17 protein-coding genes, 3 tRNA genes and 3 rRNA genes are annotated in these 25,889 nt (G+C 42.2%); 15 read left to right on the forward strand and 8 right to left on the reverse strand.

The window, feature by feature from the left end:
- The first annotated feature begins 221 nt into the window (after positions 1-221).
- The 3 genes from B1F84_RS00705 to rrf all read left to right on the forward strand — a co-directional run bounded on the left by B1F84_RS00705 (position 222) and on the right by rrf (position 5,183).
- Positions 222-1,757, forward strand: a 16S ribosomal RNA gene (locus B1F84_RS00705).
- A gap of 288 nt (positions 1,758-2,045) precedes the next feature.
- Positions 2,046-4,932 (forward strand): 23S ribosomal RNA (locus B1F84_RS00710).
- 136 nt (positions 4,933-5,068) lie between these two features.
- Positions 5,069-5,183 (forward strand): 5S ribosomal RNA (gene rrf, locus B1F84_RS00715).
- Together the 16S, 23S and 5S rRNA genes form the textbook arrangement of a ribosomal RNA operon.
- Before the next feature lie 191 nt (positions 5,184-5,374).
- Here rrf and B1F84_RS00720 read toward each other — a convergent pair.
- The 4 genes from B1F84_RS00720 to uvrD are packed head-to-tail and all read right to left on the reverse strand — an operon-like array spanning position 5,375 to position 11,615.
- Positions 5,375-6,232: a chemotaxis protein gene (locus tag B1F84_RS00720; protein ID WP_131690288.1), complete on the reverse strand. Its 858-nt coding sequence runs from the start codon at positions 6,230-6,232 to the stop codon at positions 5,375-5,377.
- A 56-nt stretch (positions 6,233-6,288) separates the two neighbouring features.
- The gene (locus tag B1F84_RS00725; protein ID WP_131690289.1) at positions 6,289-7,413 is read right to left on the reverse strand and encodes an ABC transporter substrate-binding protein; all 1,125 of its coding nucleotides are present in this window, start codon (positions 7,411-7,413) and stop codon (positions 6,289-6,291) included.
- On the reverse strand, positions 7,382-9,472 hold the full coding sequence (locus tag B1F84_RS00730) for a GNAT family N-acetyltransferase (RefSeq protein ID WP_131690290.1): 2,091 nt from the start codon (positions 9,470-9,472) through the stop codon (positions 7,382-7,384). The genes B1F84_RS00725 and B1F84_RS00730 overlap by 32 nt, the downstream gene beginning before the upstream one ends.
- On the reverse strand, positions 9,450-11,615 hold the full coding sequence (uvrD, locus tag B1F84_RS00735; protein ID WP_008108265.1) for a DNA helicase II: 2,166 nt from the start codon (positions 11,613-11,615) through the stop codon (positions 9,450-9,452). The genes B1F84_RS00730 and uvrD overlap by 23 nt, the downstream gene beginning before the upstream one ends.
- A gap of 313 nt (positions 11,616-11,928) precedes the next feature.
- On the opposite strand from uvrD, the gene B1F84_RS00740 reads away from it, so the two are divergent.
- From B1F84_RS00740 to B1F84_RS00750, 3 genes are all read left to right on the forward strand, one after another.
- Positions 11,929-12,153, forward strand: coding sequence for a hypothetical protein (locus B1F84_RS00740; RefSeq protein ID WP_008108268.1), 225 nt, complete (start codon positions 11,929-11,931; stop codon positions 12,151-12,153).
- A gap of 116 nt (positions 12,154-12,269) precedes the next feature.
- Positions 12,270-12,638 carry a YacL family protein gene (locus B1F84_RS00745; RefSeq protein WP_131690291.1) on the forward strand — a complete coding sequence of 123 codons (369 nt, stop codon included), beginning with the start codon at positions 12,270-12,272 and terminating at the stop codon, positions 12,636-12,638.
- Positions 12,639-12,690: 52 nt separating this feature from the next.
- On the forward strand, positions 12,691-13,317 hold the full coding sequence (locus B1F84_RS00750; protein WP_131690292.1) for a dUTP diphosphatase: 627 nt from the start codon (positions 12,691-12,693) through the stop codon (positions 13,315-13,317).
- Between the two features lies 1 nt (position 13,318).
- Here the strand turns inward: B1F84_RS00750 and yrfG are convergent, their stop codons facing one another.
- Positions 13,319-13,966 (reverse strand): GMP/IMP nucleotidase, encoded by a 648-nt coding sequence (yrfG, locus tag B1F84_RS00755; RefSeq protein WP_076920504.1) that lies wholly within the window; start codon positions 13,964-13,966, stop codon positions 13,319-13,321.
- Positions 13,967-14,230: 264 nt separating this feature from the next.
- On the opposite strand from yrfG, the gene nudE reads away from it, so the two are divergent.
- The 7 genes from nudE (at position 14,231) to B1F84_RS00790 (ending at position 18,737) form a co-directional block, all read left to right on the forward strand.
- Entirely contained in the window at positions 14,231-14,803 is a 573-nt protein-coding gene (nudE, locus tag B1F84_RS00760; protein WP_205988833.1) for an ADP compounds hydrolase NudE, read from the forward strand.
- Positions 14,796-15,593 (forward strand): 3'(2'),5'-bisphosphate nucleotidase CysQ, encoded by a 798-nt coding sequence (cysQ, locus tag B1F84_RS00765; RefSeq protein ID WP_076920502.1) that lies wholly within the window; start codon positions 14,796-14,798, stop codon positions 15,591-15,593. The genes nudE and cysQ overlap by 8 nt, the downstream gene beginning before the upstream one ends.
- Before the next feature lie 141 nt (positions 15,594-15,734).
- Positions 15,735-15,811, forward strand: a tRNA-Met gene (locus B1F84_RS00770).
- An 80-nt stretch (positions 15,812-15,891) separates the two neighbouring features.
- A tRNA-Met gene (locus B1F84_RS00775) sits at positions 15,892-15,968 on the forward strand.
- 67 nt (positions 15,969-16,035) lie between these two features.
- Positions 16,036-16,112: transfer RNA gene (locus B1F84_RS00780), tRNA-Met, on the forward strand.
- Positions 16,113-16,576: 464 nt separating this feature from the next.
- Positions 16,577-17,191 (forward strand): trimeric intracellular cation channel family protein, encoded by a 615-nt coding sequence (locus B1F84_RS00785; RefSeq protein ID WP_008108278.1) that lies wholly within the window; start codon positions 16,577-16,579, stop codon positions 17,189-17,191.
- Positions 17,192-17,225: 34 nt separating this feature from the next.
- A complete protein-coding gene (locus B1F84_RS00790; protein ID WP_131690293.1) occupies positions 17,226-18,737 on the forward strand; it encodes a YifB family Mg chelatase-like AAA ATPase in 1,512 nt (503 codons plus the stop codon).
- Between the two features lie 4 nt (positions 18,738-18,741).
- Here B1F84_RS00790 and B1F84_RS00795 read toward each other — a convergent pair whose 3' ends face one another.
- Both B1F84_RS00795 and B1F84_RS00800 read right to left on the reverse strand, forming a co-directional pair.
- Positions 18,742-19,446, reverse strand: a complete 705-nt coding sequence (locus tag B1F84_RS00795; protein ID WP_008108280.1) for a response regulator transcription factor — start codon at positions 19,444-19,446, stop codon at positions 18,742-18,744.
- A gap of 165 nt (positions 19,447-19,611) precedes the next feature.
- Positions 19,612-22,104 (reverse strand): prolyl oligopeptidase family serine peptidase, encoded by a 2,493-nt coding sequence (locus tag B1F84_RS00800; protein WP_131690294.1) that lies wholly within the window; start codon positions 22,102-22,104, stop codon positions 19,612-19,614.
- A gap of 81 nt (positions 22,105-22,185) precedes the next feature.
- Between B1F84_RS00800 and B1F84_RS00805 the strand changes: the two genes are divergently transcribed.
- Positions 22,186-23,253: a hemolysin family protein gene (locus B1F84_RS00805; RefSeq protein ID WP_131690295.1), complete on the forward strand. Its 1,068-nt coding sequence runs from the start codon at positions 22,186-22,188 to the stop codon at positions 23,251-23,253.
- A 38-nt stretch (positions 23,254-23,291) separates the two neighbouring features.
- On the opposite strand, the gene B1F84_RS00810 is transcribed toward B1F84_RS00805, so the two are convergent.
- Complete coding sequence (locus B1F84_RS00810) at positions 23,292-24,506, reverse strand: EAL domain-containing response regulator (RefSeq protein WP_131690296.1); 1,215 nt, start codon at positions 24,504-24,506, stop codon at positions 23,292-23,294.
- 179 nt (positions 24,507-24,685) lie between these two features.
- Here B1F84_RS00810 and B1F84_RS00815 point away from each other — a divergent pair, with 179 nt between their 5' ends.
- Positions 24,686-25,702 carry a site-2 protease family protein gene (locus B1F84_RS00815; RefSeq protein WP_131690297.1) on the forward strand — a complete coding sequence of 339 codons (1,017 nt, stop codon included), beginning with the start codon at positions 24,686-24,688 and terminating at the stop codon, positions 25,700-25,702.
- Positions 25,703-25,889: the final 187 nt, after the last annotated feature.

The following is a 25,889-nucleotide window of genomic DNA, read 5'->3' on the forward strand; positions in this document are numbered from 1 at the left end:
GCAATCATCTGTGTGGGCACTCGTACAGATTGAGTTCTAACAGCCAAGCTACTTAGGTAGTGAGGCAAACAAATTTAGAGTCTCAATTTAAACTGAGTGACCAACAGCAATAACTTACTTAGGTTTTACTTAAGAAAAGAATTGCAGCACAGTCAATTCAATATCGAAAGATATTAAATAAATTCAGAATTCATTGAGCTGTCGAAAGACATAAAACTTTTTAATTGAAGAGTTTGATCATGGCTCAGATTGAACGCTGGCGGCAGGCCTAACACATGCAAGTCGAGCGGTAACAGAAAGTAGCTTGCTACTTTGCTGACGAGCGGCGGACGGGTGAGTAATGCTTGGGAACATGCCTTGAGGTGGGGGACAACAGTTGGAAACGACTGCTAATACCGCATAATGTCTACGGACCAAAGGGGGCTTCGGCTCTCGCCTTTAGATTGGCCCAAGTGGGATTAGCTAGTTGGTGAGGTAATGGCTCACCAAGGCGACGATCCCTAGCTGGTTTGAGAGGATGATCAGCCACACTGGGACTGAGACACGGCCCAGACTCCTACGGGAGGCAGCAGTGGGGAATATTGCACAATGGGCGCAAGCCTGATGCAGCCATGCCGCGTGTGTGAAGAAGGCCTTCGGGTTGTAAAGCACTTTCAGTCAGGAGGAAAGGTTAGTAGTTAATACCTGCTAGCTGTGACGTTACTGACAGAAGAAGCACCGGCTAACTCCGTGCCAGCAGCCGCGGTAATACGGAGGGTGCGAGCGTTAATCGGAATTACTGGGCGTAAAGCGTACGCAGGCGGTTTGTTAAGCGAGATGTGAAAGCCCCGGGCTCAACCTGGGAACTGCATTTCGAACTGGCAAACTAGAGTGTGATAGAGGGTGGTAGAATTTCAGGTGTAGCGGTGAAATGCGTAGAGATCTGAAGGAATACCGATGGCGAAGGCAGCCACCTGGGTCAACACTGACGCTCATGTACGAAAGCGTGGGGAGCAAACAGGATTAGATACCCTGGTAGTCCACGCCGTAAACGATGTCTACTAGAAGCTCGGAGCCTCGGTTCTGTTTTTCAAAGCTAACGCATTAAGTAGACCGCCTGGGGAGTACGGCCGCAAGGTTAAAACTCAAATGAATTGACGGGGGCCCGCACAAGCGGTGGAGCATGTGGTTTAATTCGATGCAACGCGAAGAACCTTACCTACACTTGACATACAGAGAACTTACCAGAGATGGTTTGGTGCCTTCGGGAACTCTGATACAGGTGCTGCATGGCTGTCGTCAGCTCGTGTTGTGAGATGTTGGGTTAAGTCCCGCAACGAGCGCAACCCCTATCCTTAGTTGCTAGCAGGTAATGCTGAGAACTCTAAGGAGACTGCCGGTGATAAACCGGAGGAAGGTGGGGACGACGTCAAGTCATCATGGCCCTTACGTGTAGGGCTACACACGTGCTACAATGGCGCATACAGAGTGCTGCGAACTCGCGAGAGTAAGCGAATCACTTAAAGTGCGTCGTAGTCCGGATTGGAGTCTGCAACTCGACTCCATGAAGTCGGAATCGCTAGTAATCGCGTATCAGAATGACGCGGTGAATACGTTCCCGGGCCTTGTACACACCGCCCGTCACACCATGGGAGTGGGTTGCTCCAGAAGTAGATAGTCTAACCCTCGGGAGGACGTTTACCACGGAGTGATTCATGACTGGGGTGAAGTCGTAACAAGGTAGCCCTAGGGGAACCTGGGGCTGGATCACCTCCTTATACGATTTAGAACTTATTTGTTCGTAGTGTCCACACAGATGATTGTTAGTTAGCTAAGCCACTGGCTTAACTAATTAATATGCTCTTTAAAAATTTGGAAAAGCTGATAATAAAATTCGTATGAATAACATTGTTATTTGTACAGAGTTTTCAAAAGTAAAAAAGAATGATAGCAGTATCATTCAGTGCCAATTTAATCTTCGGATTAATTGGTATCTACTTTAGTATTCAATATTAACTTCTGGCGAAGTTAAACTGTCACGAAACAAAGACCCGTTTGGGTTGTATGGTTAAGTGACTAAGCGTACACGGTGGATGCCTTGGCAGTTGGAGGCGATGAAGGACGTATTAACTTGCGATAAGCCTAGTCAAGCTAGTAAAAAGCACTTGAGACTAGGATTTCCGAATGGGGAAACCCACCTGCTTGCAGGTATCGTTAACTGAATACATAGGTTAACGAAGCGAACGCGGAGAACTGAAACATCTAAGTACCCGTAGGAAAAGAAATCAACCGAGATTCCGAAAGTAGCGGCGAGCGAAATCGGAACAGCCCTTAAGCTTATTATGTGTTAATGGAAGGCTCTGGAAAGTGCCACGATACAGGGTGATAGTCCCGTACATGAAAATGCATTTTAAGTGAAATCGAGTAGGTCGGAGCACGTGAAACTTTGACTGAATATAGGTGGACCATCATCTAAGGCTAAATACTCCCAACTGACCGATAGTGAACCAGTACCGTGAGGGAAAGGCGAAAAGAACCCCTGTGAGGGGAGTGAAATAGAACCTGAAACCGTGTACGTACAAGCAGTAGGAGCCTACTTGTTAGGTGACTGCGTACCTTTTGTATAATGGGTCAGCGACTTATATTTTGTAGCGAGGTTAACCGATTAGGGTAGCCGTAGGGAAACCGAGTCTTAACTGGGCGAATAGTTGCAAGGTATAGACCCGAAACCCGGTGATCTAGCCATGGGCAGGTTGAAGGTTGAGTAACATCAACTGGAGGACCGAACCCACTAACGTTGAAAAGTTAGGGGATGACCTGTGGTTAGGAGTGAAAGGCTAATCAAACCGGGAGATAGCTGGTTCTCCCCGAAATCTATTTAGGTAGAGCCTCGGACGAATACTTACGGGGGTAGAGCACTGTTAAGGCTAGGGGGTCATCCCGACTTACCAACCCTTTGCAAACTCCGAATACCGTAAAGTAATATCCGGGAGACACACGGCGGGTGCTAACGTCCGTCGTGAAGAGGGAAACAACCCAGACCGCCAGCTAAGGTCCCAAAGTCATAGTTAAGTGGGAAACGATGTGGAAAGGCCCAGACAGCCAGGAGGTTGGCTTAGAAGCAGCCATCCTTTAAAGAAAGCGTAATAGCTCACTGGTCGAGTCGGTCTGCGCGGAAGATGTAACGGGGCTAAACTATGCACCGAAGCTGCGGATTCAGAATTTATTCTGAGTGGTAGGGGAGCGTTCTGTAAGCGGTTGAAGGTGTACCGGGAGGTATGCTGGACGTATCAGAAGTGCGAATGCTGACATGAGTAACGATAATGCGGGTGAAAAACCCGCACGCCGGAAGACCAAGGGTTCCTATCCCATGTTAATCAGGGTAGGGTAAGTCGACCCCTAAGGCGAGGCCGAAAGGCGTAGTCGATGGGAAACGGATTAATATTTCCGTACTTGGTATAATTGCGATGGGGGGACGGAGCAGGCTAAGCAAGCATGGCGATGGTAGTCCATGTGAAAGTGTGTAGGCTAGTGACTTAGGTAAATCCGGGTTACTGTTAGGCTGAGACACGAGACGAGTCACCAAGGTGATGAAGTTGCTGATGCCATACTTCCAGGAAAAGCCTCTAAGCTTCAGATTATACCGAATCGTACCCCAAACCGACACAGGTGGTCAGGTAGAGAATACTAAGGCGCTTGAGAGAACTCGGGTGAAGGAACTAGGCAAAATCGTACCGTAACTTCGGGAGAAGGTACGCTCCGATTGGTGATGAGACTTGCTCTCTAAGCTGATTGGAGCCGCAGTGACCAGGTGGCTGGGACTGTTTATTAAAAACACAGCACTGTGCAAAATCGCAAGATGACGTATACGGTGTGACACCTGCCCGGTGCCGGAAGGTTAATTGATGGGGTTATCTTCGGAGAAGCTCTTGATCGAAGCCCCGGTAAACGGCGGCCGTAACTATAACGGTCCTAAGGTAGCGAAATTCCTTGTCGGGTAAGTTCCGACCTGCACGAATGGTGTAACCATGGCCACGCTGTCTCCACCCGAGACTCAGTGAAATTGAAATCGCAGTGAAGATGCTGTGTACCCGCGGCTAGACGGAAAGACCCCGTGAACCTTTACTACAGCTTGGCACTGAACATTGAACCTACATGTGTAGGATAGGTGGGAGACTTAGAAGCAGAGACGCTAGTTTTTGTGGAGTCGTCCTTGAAATACCACCCTTGTAGTTTTGATGTTCTAACGTTGGCCCCTGAATCGGGGTTACGGACAGTGCCTGGTGGGTAGTTTGACTGGGGCGGTCTCCTCCCAAAGAGTAACGGAGGAGCACGAAGGTTGGCTAAGTACGGTCGGACATCGTACGGTTAGTGTAATGGTAGAAGCCAGCTTAACTGCGAGACAGACACGTCGAGCAGGTACGAAAGTAGGTCATAGTGATCCGGTGGTTCTGAATGGAAGGGCCATCGCTCAACGGATAAAAGGTACTCCGGGGATAACAGGCTGATACCGCCCAAGAGTTCATATCGACGGCGGTGTTTGGCACCTCGATGTCGGCTCATCACATCCTGGGGCTGAAGTCGGTCCCAAGGGTATGGCTGTTCGCCATTTAAAGTGGTACGCGAGCTGGGTTTAGAACGTCGTGAGACAGTTCGGTCCCTATCTGCCGTGGGCGTTTGAGAATTGAGAGGGGTTGCTCCTAGTACGAGAGGACCGGAGTGAACGAACCGCTGGTGTTCGGGTTGTCATGCCAATGGCATTGCCCGGTAGCTACGTTCGGAACTGATAAGCGCTGAAAGCATCTAAGCGCGAAGCAGGCCTCGAGATGAGTTCTCACTAGACTTTTAAAGTCTCTGAAGGGCCGTTGAAGACTACAACGTTGATAGGCAAGATGTGGAAGTGGTGTGAGCCATTAAGCTAACTTGTACTAATTACCCGTGAGGCTTAACCATACAACGCCAAACGCGTTTTATGTGATAGTGAAACAAGCGAAGAAGTTAATATAACTAAAGTAGATACTAGAAGACTTTATTATCAGAATTCCAAATTTTAGTTAGTGCGTAGCGATACGGACTGACACCAAATTTGCTTGGTGACAATAGCGTTTTGGACCCACCTGACCCCATGCCGAACTCAGTAGTGAAATGAAACAGCGCCGATGATAGTGTAGCATTTGCTATGTGAAAGTAGGACATTACCAGGCTCCAAATACAAGAAAGCCCGACTCGAAAGAGCCGGGCTTTTTTACGTCTGCAGAAAAGTGAAAAACAAAGGTAAAAGGCATTAGGTTAAAAGCAAAAGAATAACAGCCTAAAGCCATCTCCATGCCTTTATTATGGCTATCAACGCTGTCCCAGAAGAACATTCTGCTTTGTCGCTATAAAAGTAGAGTACTTAAAACAGCCCATAGGCTTCAGTTTCTTGTTCTGGTGCGTTGTCAGGTGTTTCAAGATCTTTGGGCTTAAATATTGCGCTAGGATCAATAAGCACACTGTGTTTATCAGCAAGCTTAATTAGACCATACATCATGTTTCTTGTTTGGGGGTCAATATCAAAACCAACTTCAGTGAGCTTATCCAGAGGTTTAATATCTTCTTTTTTATATTCAATATTATCTTCCACCTTATCAACTAACAGGCCTACATGAGGGGTCATTCCATCTTTGGTGGTAAAAACAATAATAGGTTTATAATCTAAGGTGATTTGCTCTATTGCAGAGTCAAATAAACGCTCTAGGTGAATAAGTTCATGCCGTCTTATAATCTCAAGTTGGGTGCTAACTTGTTTACTGTTGCCTTGTTTGTATGCACTTATCGCACTTGTCAATTTGTGTAGAAGCGATTTAAACGGTTCGTCAAAGCGTGACATTGTATTTTTTAGTTCGTCGTTATCCGTTTTAAACTCTGTATAAAACTGTTCAAAATCAGCAAGCTCATATTGACTCGCCTTTAACGAGTTTTGCGAAACCAGTAACTCCTGCTCTAACTTATTAAACCAAGCCATTAGTTGTTTTTGCCAGGATTTAAGCTGCTTTAAAGCATCTAAATTACTGTGCTCAGTAGAGACTCCATTTAGAATGATTCCTAGGTCAAATACAGGGGTTGGGATCCCCATATAGTCTTTTACACCTAAAAAGCTTTTATTGTCGTTAGGTAATACCGTGAGGTTATTATTAAATTGTTCCGTTAATAAGATATCAAGAATCTTAAGTGAAATGGTTTTATAACCCACTTTAAAGTTAATTAAGTCCATAGTTTCCTCACATACTTAGTTTGTATATTAAGGATAGAACAATATTTGGAAGGTACTTATTTATTCACATAATAAGATCGATATACATTACGCTTATTTTGATTTTCAATATCAAGAAAAAGCTTTTTGACTATTTTATCATTTATTAACAGTGAATTAAGTTCTTTCATTAGGCAAGAGCGTTTAAGCGGTAATTTGCAGTTTTCTGCTGCTCTACTAAATGCCATCGCGTTAATATAACCTTCAAAATGAAGGCGATTGGGTTTTGTAATCTTGTTTACCAGCATATCGGCTAAAAACTCATTACAAAAATCATCATTACAAGTAAGTGGGTTAGGAACAATTTCTGTCACCATAATACTTGAGGGAGTAGTCACCTCATCAAATAAATCAGAACTAGGTACAAAAGAAACACTGGTATAGTCTGGGGTAAAATTCTTCGCATGTGCACTGTTTATAAACTCACCAAGTGGTGCATAGGTACCAACTAAACAGATAGCTGTCACTCCACTAGCTTGCAAAGTATTCAGCGCTGATTCCACATCATGGCTGTTACGTTGATAACGCGCGACTTTAACGGGAGACAGATCATACTTAGCTAACTCTTTTCTCAGCCCTGATTCTACATACAAGCCAAACTCATCCGCTTGAATAAATAGCCCTATTTTTGTATGTTTACGTTCCTCTACTAGGTATTTAATTTGTTCTGCCGCCTCGTCATTATAGCTGGCTCTTAAATTAAAGACGTTAGCGCGTGATTTTTCATATAGAAAGCTTGCCCCACTAAAAGGCATTAAAAACGGAACTTGTGATTGTTCCAGTAAAGGTATAATGGCATGACTGGTTGGAGTGCCCATGGCCCCGAAAAGTGCATCAACCTTGTCGGAATAGATAAAGGTACGGGTATTATTAACGGTTTGTTTTGGCTCATAGTTGTCGTTAGCAACCAAAAGCAATATCTGAGCGCCGTTTATACCGCCAGCATTATTGAGCTTATTAAAGTAAACACTACTGCCTTTATGTAATTGTTGGCCAATATTTTGAGCCGGCCCACTAAGCGCCGTAGACATGCCTAGTTTAATTACTTTGCTATTATCTTGCTCTGCATAGGCTAAAGGCTGCCCCAAGGCGAATGCAATGAAGGTAATACTAAGGTGTATTATTATGCGAAATGCGCTCATACCAGTTATTTACAGCCTTTTTAATTAATGCATTAAATGACTTTGTGCCATTTAAACCTAACTCAATTTGGATATTTTTAGGTGTCCAATTCTGTAATATTAGCCTAATAAAAACAGATTGGAAATTATCCTCATCATTTGGCAAGCTAAGAGGAGATGCCCAAAAACTCCGCCATAGAAGAGGTTTAATATTAAAGAGCTGATAGTCACTTGCTAACATGGATTTTAATCTTGATTGATCGGCTATGCTGTTGGTATGAGTATTAAAGCATGAGACAATTTTTGCGACTAATTTACAATCAAGCTGGCTAAAGTGGCTGAGCAATTGCAAAGGAAAATCAGCTTCGAACTGAGCTGTTAATCGCTCTTGTAGCTGGTCACTGTTGGTTAAGCTTTTAACAACTAATGCGCTATGTTCGCCGGTTGCCTTATCTTTTTGAAAACCCAATTTTACTAAATTAAAGTCATTTTTTTGCCAAAAACTAAGTAACTGTGCATTAGCCCCAAAGCTGGCACCCAACCAATCACACTCAGTTTGCAATTGTTGCTCACAGTACTTTAGTAATTGTGTTCCTAATTGTTTATTATGCAGCTCTGGGTCTATGGCAATTCGCACTACGCGAGCACAGTGTTGTTTTAATACCTCAGCGTTAAAGCTTAATTGTGCAAGGCTTTGCGCCATTAAATGTCCTTGAGGGCGGCGCTTACCTTGCGCTACTTCATTACTCAACGATGTATTAAAGCCACCCTCTATCGCAACTAAACACAGACCAAGAATATTATCACCTTGTTGGCAAATAAATAGGCGTTGCCCTGCGGCATCTAGTAAATGGCGCAAATCATTCACACTGGTTTGATAATGTGCCAATGTAAGCAAACCAATAACTTGATGAAGCAGTGTCTCGTTGCTAGCAAGTTGATTTGCTTGCACATGCTTAAATTGCAAAGGAGCATTATTCAAACTAGTGCTGTGGTGTTCTGCATCTAAAGCTAAGAGTGTGCGAAGGTGCTGCTCTAAAGGATCATGTTTTGCAAAACGGATAGGCTGTTCAAGGTTAATGCTACGCATGTTCTTAAAATGCGTTTTGAGGTAACGAGTAAACTTTAAAATATAACCGCGACCATTGCCTTCATAGCCAACCATAGTGCTTGAAAATACCACGCGAGGATATAGGTGAAGTATTTTTATAAGGATCGGTACAGGGATTGCTGCTGCTTCGTCAATTAATAGTAAGTCACACTGCGGTTGTTCGCTCAGTAGTTGATCAGGCGCCACATAGTGCATGTTTGCAATGTGTTTATCGCCTAACTGATACTCAAGATTAAGTGCACTCGCTAAGTGCTTAAAGCTGCTGTGCAAAGCACGAAATTGCGTAGCGCAAATAAGTATGTTTTTATCACTGAGTTTACTAGCTGCAATGCCTAATGCGGCTGATTTTCCTCTTCCCCGATCTGCATTAATTAATAATGGTCGATTTGCTCGTCCGTTCGCCGTTTTTATTATTAATTCCACACACTGTTGCTGCTCGGTAAAGTCAATTTCACCAGTTGATTGGTTAGTATCGACAATGCACTGCCAGCCATTTTGCTGGCTAAAATGCAGTAAAGTAGTTTTGCTGAGTAAGTGTGCTAAGCGTTGGTTAAAAAAGCTGTAAGGGTGCATTTGCCCAAAAGATTGAAATAAGGGAAGGGCGTCATCACACCAGTGTTTAAGTGCTTCAAGTTCGGGTAGCAATATAATTAAAAACCCGCCTGCTTGCACAACGCCACTGAGGGCGGCTAGTTTATCTGGTACCAGTCCACTGAAGCCATCGTAAACGGCGTGTGCGTACTCTTGCCCTAAAATTTGGTGGGTATGCTCTGGCCACTGTGCATTGACTAAATGAGTGCTTTTTGAAAGCACAAAGGAGGGCTGTTGTAAATGAGCAAGCAGCTGAGTGCTTTGCTCATAACACCAGCTCTTATCGCCTGTAAGCAGCAGTAATTGACGATGTTTCGCATTCGCTAGTTGTTGCTGTACACGCTCTATAACGCGGTTAAACGGCTTGTAATCTTGCATAAGCCGTTACTAACCACTTACTGCCTAAGTCGTCAAAGTTAACTTGTACGCGAGATTGTGCGCCACTGCCTTCGTAGTTGAGCACGGTGCCAATGCCAAACTTTGCATGCAGCACGCGTTGACCTAAGTTAAATCCGCTTTCTTCAAATGCAGCATGGCTGACCGATGCGCTAAAGCGACCGGCTGCTGGCGGGCGAGACACTTGTGTTTTAATACGAATTTCTTCTACGCAGTCTTCTGGTATTTCACGTAAAAAGCGCGATGGGCTGTGATATTTTTCTTGGCCATATAAACGGCGACTTTCGGCATGGCTTATATACAGCTTATCCATAGCACGGGTCATACCCACATAACAAAGGCGGCGCTCTTCTTCTAAACGGCCGGTTTCTTCATTACTTTGTTGTGATGGGAACATGCCCTCTTCAACACCGACCATAAACACTAAAGGAAACTCCAAACCTTTAGCTGAGTGAAGCGTCATCATTTGTACCGCATCTTCATGCTCATCGGCTTGGCCTTCGCCCGACTCAAGTGAGGTATAGGCTAAAAAGCCTTGTAGTGGTGAGCTAAATTCTTCCTCTTCAGGGAGTTCATACTGATCGCAGGCGCTAATTAATTCTTCTAAGTTTTCTACCCGAGCACGGCCTTTCTCGCCTTTTTCAGCCTGATACATAGCCATTAACCCTGAGGTTTGAATCGCGTATTTAGCTTGCTCATGCAACGTTAAGTCACTAATTTTATCTTCAATATGCTCAATAAGTTCGACAAACTTTGCAACCGCCCCTGATGCACGACCCGATAAATGCTGTTGTTCTACAATGGCTTTAGCAGCATACCAAAGCGGCAAAGATTCAGCGCGAGCGCAATCGCGAATGTGGCTTAATGTTTTGTCGCCAATCCCACGGGCTGGGGTATTAATTACACGCTCAAATGCGGCATCATCTTGGCGGTTACCCACTAAGCGTAGGTATGAGAGGGCATCTTTAATTTCTTGGCGTTCGAAGAATCGCATACCGCCATAGATTCGGTACTTTAAACCTTCTTGTAGCATCGCTTCTTCAAGTACCCGCGATTGCGCATTACTACGATACAAAATAGCCGCATCTTGTAGCGCATTTCCGGCATTTAGCCAGCTGCGTAATTTGCTACTCACAAAGCGTGCTTCATCTAGCTCGTTAAAGGCGGCATAAATAGAAATTGGTTCGCCGTCGTTACCGTCAGTCCACAAACTTTTACCCATACGCTCGGAGTTATTCTGTATAAGTGCATTAGACGCTTTAAGAATAGTGGCAGTCGAGCGATAGTTTTGCTCAAGGCGAATTGTCTCTGCGTCAAAATCGGTTAAAAAGCGTTTGATATTTTCAATTTTAGCGCCACGCCAACCGTAAATACTTTGATCATCATCGCCTACAATCATGATGCTACTAGTGTCGCCCGCAAGTAGTTTTAACCATGCATACTGAATAGTATTGGTATCTTGAAACTCGTCGACTAGCATATGTGCAAAGCGCTGCTGATAATGACGAAGCAGAGTTGGGTTATTTTTAAGAACCTCATAGCTACGTAGTAATATTTCGGCAAAATCAACTAGGCCAGCTCTATCGCAAGCTTCTTGATAGGCGGCGTAAACGCGCAGCATCATTTGCTCGTTAATATCGTATGCTTGAATATCTTTAGGGCGCAGAGCTTCATCTTTTTTAGCGCTTATGTACCAGCCAAATTGTTTTGCAGGCCATTTTTTATCATCGATATTCATCGATTTTAATAAGCGCTTGATCATGCGAAGCTGATCGTCAGAGTCTAAAATTTGAAAGGCTTCGGGTAAATTTGCTTCACGGTGATGTGCACGTAAAATTCGGTGCGATAAACCATGGAAAGTACCAATCCACATGCCGCCTACAGGAGCCTTTAGAGTTTCTTCAACCCTTGAGCGCATCTCTTTAGCAGCTTTATTGGTAAAGGTTACCGCAAAAATACTGTAGGCAGAGGCTTGCTCTACTTGCATTAACCAGGCAATACGATGAACCAATACTCGAGTTTTACCTGAACCTGCTCCTGCTAATACCAGCATGTTTTGTAATGGCGCTGCAACGGCATCGCGTTGTTTATCATTTAAGCCATCGAGTAATTCTGAAACGTCCATCGTTACGCCTTTTTAATCAATAATGAGAGCAGTATAACAGGTGTTTTTGTTAGGCTAAATAAAATACTGTTTTTATAAACAGCTATTTATAAAATAGGTATTTAGTTACTGTATTGATACTAATATATACAGAGCAAGTAATAAAATATGTATTTAAAATTGCTAATTTGACCTAAATTTGGCAAAAAATACTAAAGTGATAAATTGGTAATAATTTAACTGTATGATTTGTAAGCCTTAATAAATTGGCATAAAGTGTGTAAGTATAAATAATAAGTACAAATACAAAATTAATTAAACTACAGAGGTTGGTATGGCTGAACAAGGTTCTGGCGGTAATGTAATCGCCGCTCTATGTAATATTTTTTTCCCCGGTTTAGGGCAACTGGTGCAGGGACGTATTCTAGCTGCGCTGGTGTTTGCAATTTTGGTTTTTGGCGGCTATGCATTATGGTTTTTAGTGGTTCCAGCCGTAATTGGAGCCGTATTCCATTTATGGGCAATTATTGACGCTGCCCGCTATCGCTCAGGCGGTTAGCTAAATTGATGATACTGAAATAGCGCCTTATGGCGCTATTTTTGTGTCTGGCTTGCGTTATTCATAACTGACTGGGTTATAATCTGTTGTAATTAGCAGTACTGGAATAAAAGTATATGGAATACCAATTTATTCGCGACCCTATTAGTGGGTTAAGAATTAAAATAAGCAGCGAGCACGCGATTATAGGCCGTTGGTTAAACGAAGAAATAGGCAAAGACAAAGTGGCTATGGTGCAGGCACTTATTAGCTCGGTGAGTTCAAGCTTTGAACCGTTAACACTCAAAGGCCAAGAAATTGACCTGATCCTTTCCAAAGATGAAGCATTATTCGAAGCACATGCGCTGCATCAAGATAACGAAGATATATTAGCCTACCAAGATGACGAATTAATGCTTGAAGAGAATGATTTAAGCAGTGGTTGTGGTTTTGAAGACTTTGTTGACCTGATCAACTCATGGCATGAGTTTTCGGCTGGTCGTTAAGTTATATTATCTGTATTATTACCCTAATTATAAATCCAACAGTGGAACCAATATGTCTGCGAATTTAAACAAGCTAGTTGTTATGCTAGAAATGCAAAATGCCATGAATACTAAAGTACATGAGCAATGGTTTAGCCAAGGCTTTGAATGGTATAGAGCTATTTGGGTTGAATGTGCAGAAATGTTAGACCATTACGGTTGGAAATGGTGGAAAAAACAAACCCCAGATACTGAACAGGTGATTTTAGAGCTGGTTGATATTTTTCATTTTGGCTTATCGTTGCGTATTGACGGTGAGACTAGCTACGAGCAAATAGCAACAAAACTACAAGCCGAAATGAGTGCACCACAACAAGGTGATGACTTTAAACAAACGCTTGAATTACTAGCGGCCAGTGCTGTTGCCAATAAAACCTTTGATGCAGCCGCCTTTGCTGGTTGTATGGCGCAAATAGGCATGGATATTGATGATTTATACCGTGGTTATGTAGGTAAAAATACGCTTAACTTTTTCCGCCAAGATCATGGTTACAAAGATGGCAGCTACATTAAAGTATGGCATGGTCAAGAAGATAACGAACACTTAGTAGAAGTAGTTAAAAGCCTTGATACTGAACATGCAGATTTTGCAAAACAGGTATATCAAGGCTTAGTAGCGCGTTACCCTCAGGGCGAATGAGTTAAATAAGCTTACGATAATCGGTTACGCTTAAGTAATCGCTTATATCGTTATGTGGTTGCTGGCTATTAGGGTTAGCAACCGCAAGTAAATGCTCAATGCCGTATTCTCGTGCGGCATGTAATACCGGTAAGCTGTCATCTACAAATAAAGTGCGGCGTTTATCAAACCCCAAATCCTCTTGTACCTTATGCCACAAGCTTTGTTGCTCTTTACTTACCCCGTATTCATGAGTCGACACCACCCCATCTAAATAGTTATCAATAGCGGTATGTTCAAATTTAAGCATGACGCATTCAGGGTGGGCATTAGTCAGCAAAATGAGCTCTTTACCTGCTCGTCTAAGTTCAGTTAAAAAATGCGGAACGTCTTCACGTATTTTGATTAAGTGGGCAGACTGACGCTTTAATTCGAGAATAGGTAAGTTTAGCTGTGCTTCCCAATAGTCAGAGCAGTACCACTGAATTTTGCCACTCACAGCCTGATAGCGTTTTAAAATATCTGCACGCGCTTCATCAATACTAATATTTTGAGCCAAGGCATGTTGTTGTGGCACAACATTGAGCCAAAAGTCGGTGTCGTAATTTAAATCGAGTAATGTTCCATCCATGTCGAGTAATACAGTATCGATTTTTGACCAGTTGAGCATGATGTATCCTTGTGAAAATTGCTTATTGAAATGACTAACTTGCGATGAAGTGAATTAATGAATTTTGTTATTTGGGTTATTAAGATATAAATCCGACAATGTTATATTCAAAGCGTATTCATATTTTGAAATAAAGAATTAACCTTAACGAAACCCGAGAATTATTTGCTCAATTAAATTGCTTTTAATTCAAACTGAAACTCGCATCTTATACTCATTTGGGTATATGATTAGTATAACTGCAATGATAGCAAATTGATGCCCATGACACAGAAAAAGCACCCAACACCACCACAAATTCTCAGTAATAATGTTGTCGCTAAAAGTCGCTTATTTACTGTGGAGTCTTTAGAGCTTAAGTTTTCAAATAACCAAGAGCGTCAGTATGAGCGAATTCGCGGCGGTGGCCGTGGAGCCGTTATGATTGTGCCCATGACAACTGAAAATGAGCTATTACTAGTTCGTGAGTATTGTGCAGGCACCAATGACTATCAGTTAGGGTTCCCCAAAGGACTCATTGACCCAGGTGAAACGCCTGAACAAGCCGCAAATAGAGAGCTTAAAGAAGAAATTGGCTTTGGCGCTGAGTATTTTAAACCGCTCAAAACAGTCACTATGGCACCGAGCTACTTTAACGCGACCATGCATATTTTGTTTGCTAAAAATTTATACCCTGAAACCTTACTAGGTGATGAGCCTGAGCCATTAGTGCTGGTGAAATGGCCGCTTTCACAGTGGCAGTCATTATTAGACCAACCTGACTTTACTGAAGCACGTAGTGTTGCTGCTCTGCTATTATTAGATAAGTATTTAGCCTCAGGAGACATTAATGAATAAACTTCTAGAGCCATGTATTGAGCTTGCGCAATGTGCAGGGGATGCCATTATGTCTTTGTATAAAAAAGATGATATTGGTCAACAAGAAAAATCAGATAATACGCCAGTAACCAAAGCAGATTTAGCCGCAAATGAGGTGCTCGTCGCCGGCTTAAATGCGCTAGCTCCCGACATTCCAATTATGTCAGAAGAAACCCCCATTCCAGCATTGCAAGATAGGCAGCACTGGCAACGGTATTGGTTGCTTGACCCGATGGATGGCACCGGTGAATTTATACTCGAAAGTGGTGACTTTGCCGTTAATATTGCATTGATAGAAAATAACCACCCAGTGTTGGGAGTTATTCATTGGCCAGCAAAGGGCGTGACCTATTATGCAACTGCTAATAATGGGGCATTCAAGCGAGAAGGTGAGTACGATAAACAAATATTTGTAGCACCGCCCGAGAGTTTAACTTTGGCTGTGAGTCGCCGCCAAAAAATAGAAGCAGTTAGTCAGTATCTAAATGCGCAATTTGCAACGGTGGCTTTAGGTTCGTGTTCACTTAAAGCGTGTATTGTTGCTGAGGGTAAAGCGGATTGTTTTTTAAGAATTGGTCCTACAGGTGAATGGGATACGGGTGCATCGCAGGTTATTGTTGAAGAAGCAGGTGGCTGTATTACCGATGCTGAATTTAATCCTTTAACGTACAACCAAAGAGAAAGTACAGAAAATCCAGATTTTATTGTTATGGGTCATCCCGACTGGGAGTGGCAAAAAATGATAAATCCACATCAGCGATTACTGTAAATATCACTGTTTGATGGGTTTTTGTTCACTTAAACGTTTTTAATTAGTAAAACCTTGCATTATAGGTTTATTCCTATATTATAGCGCTCTCTTCGAAACAGGCTTGTGAATAACACAATACTGTTACTAAGAAATTACAGGCGCGGGATGGAGCAGTCTGGTAGCTCGTCGGGCTCATAACCCGAAGGTCGTTGGTTCAAATCCGGCTCCCGCAACCAATTTTATTTAGAAAATTGGATACTGTAAACTCTAACTTAAGAGATTAAATTAAGTAGTCGATAGACTTAAAATATACAGGCGCGGGATGGAGCAGCCTGGTAGCTCGTCGGGCTCATAACCCGAAGGTCGTCGGTTCAAATCCGGCTCCCGCAACCAATTTCCTTTAGAGGATTGGAAGCCAAGTTGTAATGTAAGCAACTATAAATAAATCTGCAATTTCAGGCGCGGGATGGAGCAGTCTGGTAGCTCGTCGGGCTCATAACCCGAAGGTCGTCGGTTCAAATCCGGCTCCCGCAACCACTGAAATAAATTGTAAAAATGAATCGACACTCTATACGAGTGTTTTTTTATGCCTAAAATTCAGTGAAATGGGTAGCTCGTCGGTCTCAGCTCTCCATTAGCCAGCAAAGGTCGTCTATTAAATTCCGGCTCCCGCAACCACTGAAATAAACAGCTATATTAAAGCAACACGCCTAAAGCGTGTTTTTTTATGCCTAAAATTCAGTGAAATGGGTAGCTCGTCGGTCTCAGCTTTCCATTAGCCAGCAAAGGTTGTCGGTTCGCTCCTTACAAACTCTGGCTCCCGCAACCACTGAAATAATATGTTTTATTAAATCGAAACGCTAAAGCGTGTTTTTTTATGCCTGAATTTAAATCTATTCACTCTATTTTTAACATCTTGAATTCTACTTTTTGAAAGTGTTATTGCTGAATATTTAGTATGCTATGCACTAAACTCTTTAAAACTTTTTGTAATCAAAATTATGACTGAACTCTATCACTGGTTTGATTTAATAGGTGTGGCGGTATTTGCTATCTCAGGCACCTTAGTGGCCTACGAAAAGAAAATGGACGGCTTTGGTGTAGTTGTACTTGCAACTGTTACGGCTATTGGCGGCGGTACCGTTCGCGATGTAATACTCGACCAGCCCGTATTTTGGTTACACGACCAAAGCTACTTTTATGCTATTTTGGTGGCGGTTCTGGTTACAACGCGACTGATCAATAAGCAAAAATCAATTCCGTACTATGTGTTACAAACCGCAGATGCGTTTGGTTTAGCCTTTTTTGCAGTAATGGGAGCGCAAAAAGCGCAATTGGCCGGTATGCCAGATATGACAGTTGTGATTATGGCTGTGATCACTCCCTGCTTTGGTGGATTGATTCGCGATGTGCTTGCCCGCGATATTCCAATGCTGCTCAAAGGTGAGCTGTATGCTATTACCTGTATTGCTGGTGGTATTGTGTATACCTTAAGTATCAACCTATCGTTAACGGTGGAAGTGGCAATGATTTTGAGTATGCTAATGACCTTATTGCTACGTTTTTCGGCGATTAAATGGAAGATTATATTACATGTTTTTAAATATCCTGACTAAACTGTGTAAATACAGCTGTTAACTAGGATAAGGAATGTCGTTAGCCCGTATATTTTCTCGCGCGCAGGTGGGGATAAACGCCCCCGAGGTGATGGTTGAAGTACATTTAGGCAATGGTTTACCCGCCTTTCATATTGTCGGTTTACCCGAAACCTCGGTTAAAGAGGCCAAGGATAGAGTACGTAGTGCTCTTGAAAACTCGCAATTTGGATTTCCCGATCAACGTATTACCGTTAATTTAGCGCCTGCCGATCTCCCTAAAGATGGTGGGCGATTTGACCTTGCGATTGCGGTAGGTATTTTGGTCGCATCGGGGCAAATAGTCTGCCCTGATATTCATAAGTATGAATTTTACGGTGAGCTTGCACTTAATGGTGAAATACGGGCGGTAAATGCCATTTTGCCTTCAGTGCTTGGTGCCAAAGAGCAAAATCGTTGCTGTTTTCTGCCTCTTGAAAATGACAGTTTGGCCAGCCTAGTCAGTGGTGTAAAGCGAAAAGCCGTCAGTTCTATACAAGAGGTGTGGGGAGACTTGCTCAATCAACAACCTTTACCGCTCAATATTGTCTACCCTGATTGCACCCAAGCGCCAGACTTTTTACTCGATTTAAGTGATGTAAAAGGCCAACCCGGTGCTAAACGTGTATTAGAAATTGCCGCTGCTGGTGGGCATAACTTATTGTTTTTAGGTCCACCAGGAACAGGAAAATCAATGCTTGCGCAACGAATGGCTACCATAATGCCAACCATGTCTGATGATGAAGCCATTGATACAGCGGCCTTATATTCAATTATTGGTCATTCAATTGATTTAACCAATTGGCGTCAGCGACCGTTTCGCAATCCGCATCATACCTGTTCTGCGGTGGCGCTAGTGGGTGGCTCGTCTAACCCTAAGCCCGGTGAGATATCGTTAGCGCATAATGGTGTGTTGTTTTTAGATGAGCTGCCTGAATTTGAGCGTAAAGTGCTGGATTCATTACGAGAGCCTATGGAAACCGGAACAGTGACGATTTCGCGCGCGGCCAGACAAATGGAATTTCCAGCGCAGTTTCAGCTTATTGCAGCACTTAACCCTAGTCCAACTGGGTGTCATCATGATAAACGGGCGACACCCGATCAGGTAATGCGCTATTTATCGCGAGTATCGGGGCCGTTTATTGACAGAATTGATTTGCAAATTGAACTACCAAGGTTGAGCAGCGTGGAGCTACAAAGTACAACTACAGAAGAAACCAGTGCTGAGGTGAGGGCACGAGTAGAAGCAGCTTATGTAGTTCAGCTTAAACGCCAAGGTAAAGTAAATGCGCGGTTAAATAACAAAGAGATGAACTTGCACTGTGAGTTACCACCTGCAGAGCTGCAGTTTTTAGCCAGAGCCAGTGAAAAGCTGGCGCTATCGCCGCGCTCTTATCATAGAGTAATCAAAGTGGCGCGGACGATAAGTGATTTAAAAGGTGCGCCACAAATCAGTTTAAATGAGCTTAAAGAAGCGCTTAATTATCGGGCATTTGAGCGTTTATTATCGCAGTTAACCCAACACTAAGGATTTAAATTGAAAGCATATAGCCTTTACCGCGAACAGTGACAATACGTTTTTGATCTTTCTCATCGTTCAGCTTTTTACGTAAACGACCCACTAACACGTCTACTGTGCGATCGTTGGGGCTCCAATCGGGCTGGCCAATTTCTTCTGATATTTTTTCACGGGAAGTCGCTTTACCAGCATTACCAATCAAACAAATAAGCACTTTGTGTTCTGCTTCAGTCAGTCGTGATTCAATCCCACTGGCTGTAATAAGGGTGCGATTATCTGGATGAAGCTTAAAATCGGCGTATTCAATAAACTCTTCACTGTCATCGTCGCTGTGATTATTGGCAACTCGTTTGTATAGGGCGCGCATTCTTAGCTCAAGCTCAAGTAAATCTACCGGCTTGCAAATATAGTCATCGGCACCTTGAGCAAGGCCTGCAATTCGATCGGCTTGTGAGTCACGACTCGATAATAAGATAACGCCAATATCGGTGAGCGTATTTAGCTCTTTGGCAAGTTGTAAACCGTCGCGTTTTGGTAGCACAATATCAATTATTGCCAAGGAAATCGTATTGCGCTGACTTACTCGGCTTTTAACAACATTTAACGCATCGGCCCCTGTGGGGTCAACGTCAATAGAAAACTCGGTATTTATAAAATGATTTTGGATGCGCTTTACGAGTAATTCGTCATCTTCAACCAATAAAACATTAATTGCCATAGTCTGTTATTTTTTTAGTTTCAGCTTTGTATATTAGCATTATTAATGGTCTGCATAACACAGAGAACGTTGTTTTTCGGTAACATTATATTACGAATTGGTCTAATAACATTACTTTTGTAATGCGCACTTTTCACTTGAGCGACAAAGTGCGCATTATGGTTACTAATCTTTATACATTGAATCCCACCATTGTGGTTCATTTTTTAACTTTTTGTCAAAGTAAGCCAACATGGTGTTCCACCAATTAAATCGCTTATCGCGCGCAAATATTTGGTGATCAGCCCCCTTGTACTCTATCATTTCAACGTCTTTATTAAGCAGTTTTAGGGCTGTGTACATAGTTAAGCTTTCGCCCACAGGCACATTAGTATCACTGTCACCATGAATAAGCAGTAATGGTGTATTTACTTTATCGGCATGAAATACAGGGCTATGCTGGCTGTAAAGTTGAGGATTATTCCACGGAAAGCTATTTTTTGAGGCTTCGCCTGAGTATAAATAACCCCACCATCCTTCACCCCAGTATGACGTTAAGTTTGAAATACCGGCATGCGCAATAGATGCGCTAAACATATCGGTTTTGGTGGCAAGCAGCATAGTCATAAAGCCACCATAAGATGCACCAAGATTACCTACTTTGCTACTGTCTACAAAACTGTATTTAGCTAAAAATGCCTCTGTGCCTTGGATAATGTCATCGGCGGTATAGTCGCCCCAAGCATTTACATGTTGTGCTGAAAAAGTTTGCCCAAAGCCCGTTGCACCGGTCGGTTGTACAACATAAACCACATATCCGTTTGCTGCCCATAAGTTAAAAGGGTAACGCCCAGTAAACCCACGTGTTACTGGTGAGGTGCCACCATAATAATACACAAGAGCAGGGTACTTCTTGGCTTTATCAAGATTGCTTGGCAGATAAACACGGCCAGAGATTTCTACGCCACGCTTATTGGTAAAGTTAAATTCTTCAAGCGCAGGAATAGCCGTATTGGCATACGCAATCGGGTTTGAATCCCAAATGAGCTCTACCTTGTTTTTACTTACGTCGAAGCGCTTGAGTTGTTGAGCGCTCGACGCATTACTGCCACTAATTAATAACTGGGCATTGCGTGTATTTGAAAAACTAAATTGTTGCACAATATCAAAGCCCGTATTTAGCTTTTTAAAGCGCTGCTTACTTAGATCAAATAAATACAGTGGTTGTGTGTCTTTTTCTGTCACTTTGATTAGCGCATCACCATTGCTTAGTACTTCTAATGTGCCAATCGCAGGGTTAAACTGTTTACTTAACGCCGTTACTTTTTTTGCGTTATCAGTTAGTAAGTACAGCTGGCCATCGTAATTATTAGCCAGCATATTCTTTGGTAATGTTCTGCCTGCACCATTCTTAAAATCTGGGCCTGCAACTACGTAAATGTCGCTTACGGCATATTTTGCTTGATTAAAGGTTTTAAACTTACCTAGTGATTTTAGGCTATTAGATTTTAATGTAAGTTCAACTAGCTCAGTTTCTGGATGTGTTGAAGCTTGCATTGCCATAACAGGGCGACTAATTAATAGTTTTCCACGGTTACTGTTTGCATCTTCAAGGCGATGGCTTAATACACCTTCAGTTAGGGCTTTGGTTAAACCACTTTTGGTATCGAGTAAGTATAATTGGCTAACGGTACGAGCATATGACCAACGATCTTGAAGGCCTTTATGATGTTTGGTTAGGCTGTTATTTTCTTCAGGCGATTTTGACCAACTAAATAAAATACTGCTGTCGTTATAAAAGCTGAAGTTACTTGCGCCTTCAAGGCCTGAGGCTAAGGTTTTAATTGTTAAGTTTTTACGGTTTAGTTGCTTTAATTCATTGTTGAGTAAATAAACTAAAAATTGGTTATCAGGGCTCCAAATGAACTGACTTGGCTGGGCTGCTTCAAATCGGTATAGCGTCTGGTTTTTAGTATCTTTTAGCTCAGTAATGGTATGTGCATCATTGCCAGTTTTATCACTATAGCGCTTAGTTGTGCTTAAGTAATGCTTAGCATCTGGAGACAATGAGAGGGCACTAATAGTAGGTGCATCGAATAACTGCTTTGCTGATAAACGTTTGGTTTTATTGGTGGTTAGGGTGACAACATCAGTGTCTGCTTTTGGCACAAACTCTAAGCTAACATCATTCCAATTAGCAACCTGTTGGGCGATGAGAATAACAGTATGTGAGCCGTTATTTAAAGCAAGCGGGTAGCTTTGGCTTTCACCAGTTTGCTTTTCACCGTTAATAAAAACCTGGCCTTGCTCTATTCCTGTAATGTTTAAGGAGCCTTGTGTAAATCGGTTCGTTTCAATATGAAATTTAAGTGCCTGTAAACCGCCTAAGGTAAGCGCGTTAATTTTATCAAGTGGCTGCCACTTGTGTTTTTTTCCAAATACAACAAAACTTTCAGTATTAGATTCAAGTTGTGTCAATAAATTGCTAATAACCACGTCACCATGGGGTGTCTGAAATGGCTTGGCTTGCATGCCTTCTGCAAGCGGACCAATAAATTGGATTTTTGATTGATCGAGTGGTGCGGCTAATGTCGTTAAACTCAAGCTACTTAATGTAAGTAGGGTTGCCAAGTAAGTAAAACGTTTTGCGTAACGATACCAAGATGCGCTTAAATTCATTGTTATGCCTATTATTGGGTATTTGGCCAAATATAGCATGTATTGTTATGATGCTCATATATCCAATATAGAGGAAAAAAAGTGACACTATTAATCATTTACATGGTTACAGCGATTGTGATTTCGTTTTTGTGTTCAATAATGGAGGCGGTGCTATTAAGCATTTCGCCTAGTTATGTTGCATTGCTGCGCAAAGAGCGCCCAGTGCTGGCGAAGCAGCTTGAAAAGCTAAAAAGTAATATTGATCAGCCATTAGCAGCTATTTTAACGCTCAATACTGTTGCCCATACTGCTGGTGCGGCAGGGGTAGGCGCACAAGCTGCCGTGGTGTTTTCAGATGCTGCAGTGGGGATTGCATCTGCGATTATGACTTTATTGGTGTTGGTGTTATCTGAGATTATTCCAAAAACCTTGGGTGCCAACTATTGGCGTGCTTTAACACCGAGTGTGACTTATGGTTTACGTATTTTGGTACTAGTACTTAAGCCTTTTGTTTGGGCTGCACAAAAGCTAACCAATTTGATGGGTCAAAAGCATAATGAGGCCTATTATATTCGCCAAGAAATAGAAGCGATGGCCGACATTGGTAGTGAGTCTGGGGCGCTTCATGCTGATGAATCAGAGATCATTCGAAACTTACTGCACTTTAGGCATGCAAAACTAACTGATTTAATGACACCGCGTACGGTCATTTTTAAAATTCATAAAGACCTTACCGTTAATCAGTACTTAAGTGAACATGGATCGTCATCATTCTCTCGGGTGTTAATTTATGACAAAGACGCTGACGATATCATAGGGTTTGTTCATAAAAACGATATTATGTTGGCGTATCATCGCTTGGGCACAGATTACAAAATTAGTAAGTTGGTTAAGCCTATTTATACGGTACCGAGCGCGCAAAACGTATCGTCGTTATTACAAACATTACTCACTCAGCGTACCCATATTTGCTTAGTGATTGATGAATATGGCGACGTACAAGGAATTGTAACCCTAGAAGATATGATAGAAGCGTTAATGGGCTTAGAAATTGTTGATGAGCGAGATCAATCTACCAATATGCGGGCCGTGGCTAAGCAACGCTGGCATCAACGCTTAGCTGATAGCGAGCATATAGTCAGCGCCGACGATAACGAACCTCGTTAAGGTCTGTATAAATAAAAATCTGCAAAGGTCAACAGACCCTAATTATTTTTTGTTTTAGCAGCTGTCTTTATCCAGTGTTGTGCCCACGAGATAAATTCAGCTTTTGCTTTTGGGCAGCTAAACAAAAATCCTTGTATAGTTAAGTCTGTTTGATAGTGCTTTAGGTAGGCAAGTTCTTCTGGGCGCTCAACACCCTCAGCAACAAGTTGTAGCTGCTCTTGGTTAGTCATATTAATTAATGAGCTGACCACCACTTGCGAAAACTTATCGGTTTCAATATGGCTTATAAACGAGCGGTCTATTTTAACTTCAGTGAAAGGAAGCTGTTTAAGTTGGTTAATATTAGTAAAGCCAGTACCAAAATCATCCAACGAAATACCAAAACCAAATATTCTTAATCTATTTAAAGTTTCTAACTGGGTGTAGCTTGCTAGGGCATGTTGCTCGGTTATTTCAACAACCACATCACTGGGAAGCACGCCGTGCTTTTGTAATAACTGTAATAATTTATTAGGGCAGTTCAAATCATTTAACTGGCATGGCGACATATTAAATGACAATTTTAAGCTTTCTCCTAATTGCTCTTTAAGCTGTTTTAAGTCACTGCAGGCTTTTTCAAATAGCGTAAACGTAATGTCATTGATTAAATCACATTGCTCAGCAAGGCTAATAAAACGGCTTGGTAAAATAACGCGTTCGTTTTTATTTGAAACAATGCGAGCGAGTACTTCGACACTTTGTATAAGGTTGGTGTTTATATTTATCTTAGGCTGGTAATAGGGCGTTATTTCATTATTTTTTAATGCGCTAATAAGTTTTGCTTTAGTAATTGGGCGCTCTTTTACAAGCGTGTGGCTGTTTAATTGCGCTATTTTGGTAAGTAACATATTTACCTGATTCAGCTGCACAGGCTTGGTAAGGTTACCAACTAAATGCACATTATGTTGCTTGGCTAAGTCAGCTGCTAGGCTGATTATTTTAGGGTCCATTTCAGAAATAATAACAATCGCACCGCAATAGCCCATTTCACCTAAATTGCGAATGAGTTCCATCCCATCCATTTCTGGCATATTCAGATCGGTAAAAATGGCGTCATAGAAATTTATATCAGGTTTTACTTTCTCTAATGCTGTAACTGCGCTTAAGCAAGTAATGACTTCTGGCATTTCGAGCTCATTAAAAATCGCTTTCATAACAATCAAAATGGCTTGTGAGTCATCAACAACAAGTATGTTTGGTAATTTAGTTCGCATTGTTGTCCCTAGTAGTTGTAACTTACTTCCTGTAATACTAAAAATAGTCGCTTGAATTGTTTTTGTCAGTAGTGTTGAGTTTTTTTACCTTAAATTATCGCTGCTAAAATTATGCTAGCTCACTCGTGTTTTTGAGGTGGATAGGTATACTAGCGGCATAATTTATAATGGTTAGAATAATGATAAAAGTCGATCTTTCTCTGGCAGAGCAACCGTTTACGCTGATGATAGCAGATCAGCAAGTTGTAAAAATATTTCATGATCAGCAAGCGATTGCATTTGAAAACCCACGTGAAAATTATGTCGAGTTTATACTTGATGAGCAGTTAATTGGTATTGATAGCAGTGAGGTAAGCCAGCAAAGCTTAGCGTTGTATGTAAACAATCAGTTTGCAACTCAGTTAGCTCTACCTGTAGCAGCACAGGGCGCACCTAAAAAAGGGTTTTTAGGATTCGCTGCGCTTGGCTTTAAATTATTTAAAAGCGCTAAGGTGGTTAAGGTGGCGCTTGCCAGCGCATCGGTAGCGGGTTATGCATGGCTGTTTACCATTGAGTTTGCGTTAATGCTGATTGCTTGCTTGGTGGTACACGAGTATGGCCATGTACGTGCAATGAAGTATTTTGGCATTAAAACCAAAGGTATTTATTTAATTCCCTTTGTTGGTGGTCTTGCTGTGAGCGACGATAAAATAACTACGCGCTGGCAAGATGTGCTTATATCACTTATGGGGCCTGCCTTTGGCTTATTTACTTCTGTGCTTGGTGTAGTGCTTTATTACGCCACAGAAATGGAAATATTTGCCGGTGTTGCAGTGCTTAGTGCACTGCTTAATTTATTCAATTTACTGCCTATTTTACCGCTTGATGGCGGGCATGTACTAAAAAGCATTAGTTTTTCAATGCGCTCATGGGTTGGTTTGAGTGTGTGCTTACTAGGGGTGCTGTTTGGTTTATGGCTCAGCTATACGTTTGGTTTAATGCTATTAGTGTTCTTTTTGTTTGTTGGGGCACTGGAAATCGTGTTTGAATGGCGCGGCCGTCACTACTCACACTTATTGCCATTAGATAAATATGGCCAAGGTTTTTCAGCGGTCATGTATGCGCTGGTGGTTGCAGGCCATGTAGCAGTGATGATGCACTTTGCTGACTCAGAAAACGCCATTTTAAGCTTACCGATGAAGATTTTATCGAGTTAGCAATAATAAAAGTATGGTAGCTCAAAGCTCGCTCATCAGGCTGTTTTTTTGAACGTTACTTTTTAAGGTTTTTGTGCATTTGTTGTTTAGAAAGAAAGCTGTTGCTCAGAAAAATGGCTGTTTAACAGGGGTAATAACCCTTCTACAACCTCTCTGAATAAAACTAACCGTGTTTATTTTAGTTTGT

It is taken from the genome of Pseudoalteromonas sp. DL-6, assembly GCF_004328665.1.
In the GTDB taxonomy this organism is placed as follows: Bacteria; Pseudomonadota; Gammaproteobacteria; order Enterobacterales; family Alteromonadaceae; genus Pseudoalteromonas.

Excerpts from the sequence above, each read along its gene's own strand:
- yrfG (WP_076920504.1), bottom strand. The coding sequence starts at position 13,966 with ATGCTCAACTGGTCAAAAATCGATACTGTATTACTCGACATGGATGGA.
- B1F84_RS00815 (WP_131690297.1), top strand. The coding sequence starts at position 24,686 with ATGATAAAAGTCGATCTTTCTCTGGCAGAGCAACCGTTTACGCTGATG.
- B1F84_RS00790 (WP_131690293.1), top strand. The coding sequence starts at position 17,226 with ATGTCGTTAGCCCGTATATTTTCTCGCGCGCAGGTGGGGATAAACGCC.
- B1F84_RS00740 (WP_008108268.1), top strand. The coding sequence starts at position 11,929 with ATGGCTGAACAAGGTTCTGGCGGTAATGTAATCGCCGCTCTATGTAAT.
- B1F84_RS00795 (WP_008108280.1), bottom strand. The coding sequence starts at position 19,446 with ATGGCAATTAATGTTTTATTGGTTGAAGATGACGAATTACTCGTAAAG.
- B1F84_RS00725 (WP_131690289.1), bottom strand. The coding sequence starts at position 7,413 with ATGAGCGCATTTCGCATAATAATACACCTTAGTATTACCTTCATTGCA.
- B1F84_RS00730 (WP_131690290.1), bottom strand. The coding sequence starts at position 9,472 with ATGCAAGATTACAAGCCGTTTAACCGCGTTATAGAGCGTGTACAGCAA.
- B1F84_RS00750 (WP_131690292.1), top strand. The coding sequence starts at position 12,691 with ATGTCTGCGAATTTAAACAAGCTAGTTGTTATGCTAGAAATGCAAAAT.
- B1F84_RS00810 (WP_131690296.1), bottom strand. The coding sequence starts at position 24,506 with ATGCGAACTAAATTACCAAACATACTTGTTGTTGATGACTCACAAGCC.
- B1F84_RS00800 (WP_131690294.1), bottom strand. The coding sequence starts at position 22,104 with ATGAATTTAAGCGCATCTTGGTATCGTTACGCAAAACGTTTTACTTAC.
- B1F84_RS00745 (WP_131690291.1), top strand. The coding sequence starts at position 12,270 with ATGGAATACCAATTTATTCGCGACCCTATTAGTGGGTTAAGAATTAAA.
- B1F84_RS00785 (WP_008108278.1), top strand. The coding sequence starts at position 16,577 with ATGACTGAACTCTATCACTGGTTTGATTTAATAGGTGTGGCGGTATTT.
- uvrD (WP_008108265.1), bottom strand. The coding sequence starts at position 11,615 with ATGGACGTTTCAGAATTACTCGATGGCTTAAATGATAAACAACGCGAT.
- cysQ (WP_076920502.1), top strand. The coding sequence starts at position 14,796 with ATGAATAAACTTCTAGAGCCATGTATTGAGCTTGCGCAATGTGCAGGG.
- nudE (WP_205988833.1), top strand. The coding sequence starts at position 14,231 with ATGACACAGAAAAAGCACCCAACACCACCACAAATTCTCAGTAATAAT.
- B1F84_RS00720 (WP_131690288.1), bottom strand. The coding sequence starts at position 6,232 with ATGGACTTAATTAACTTTAAAGTGGGTTATAAAACCATTTCACTTAAG.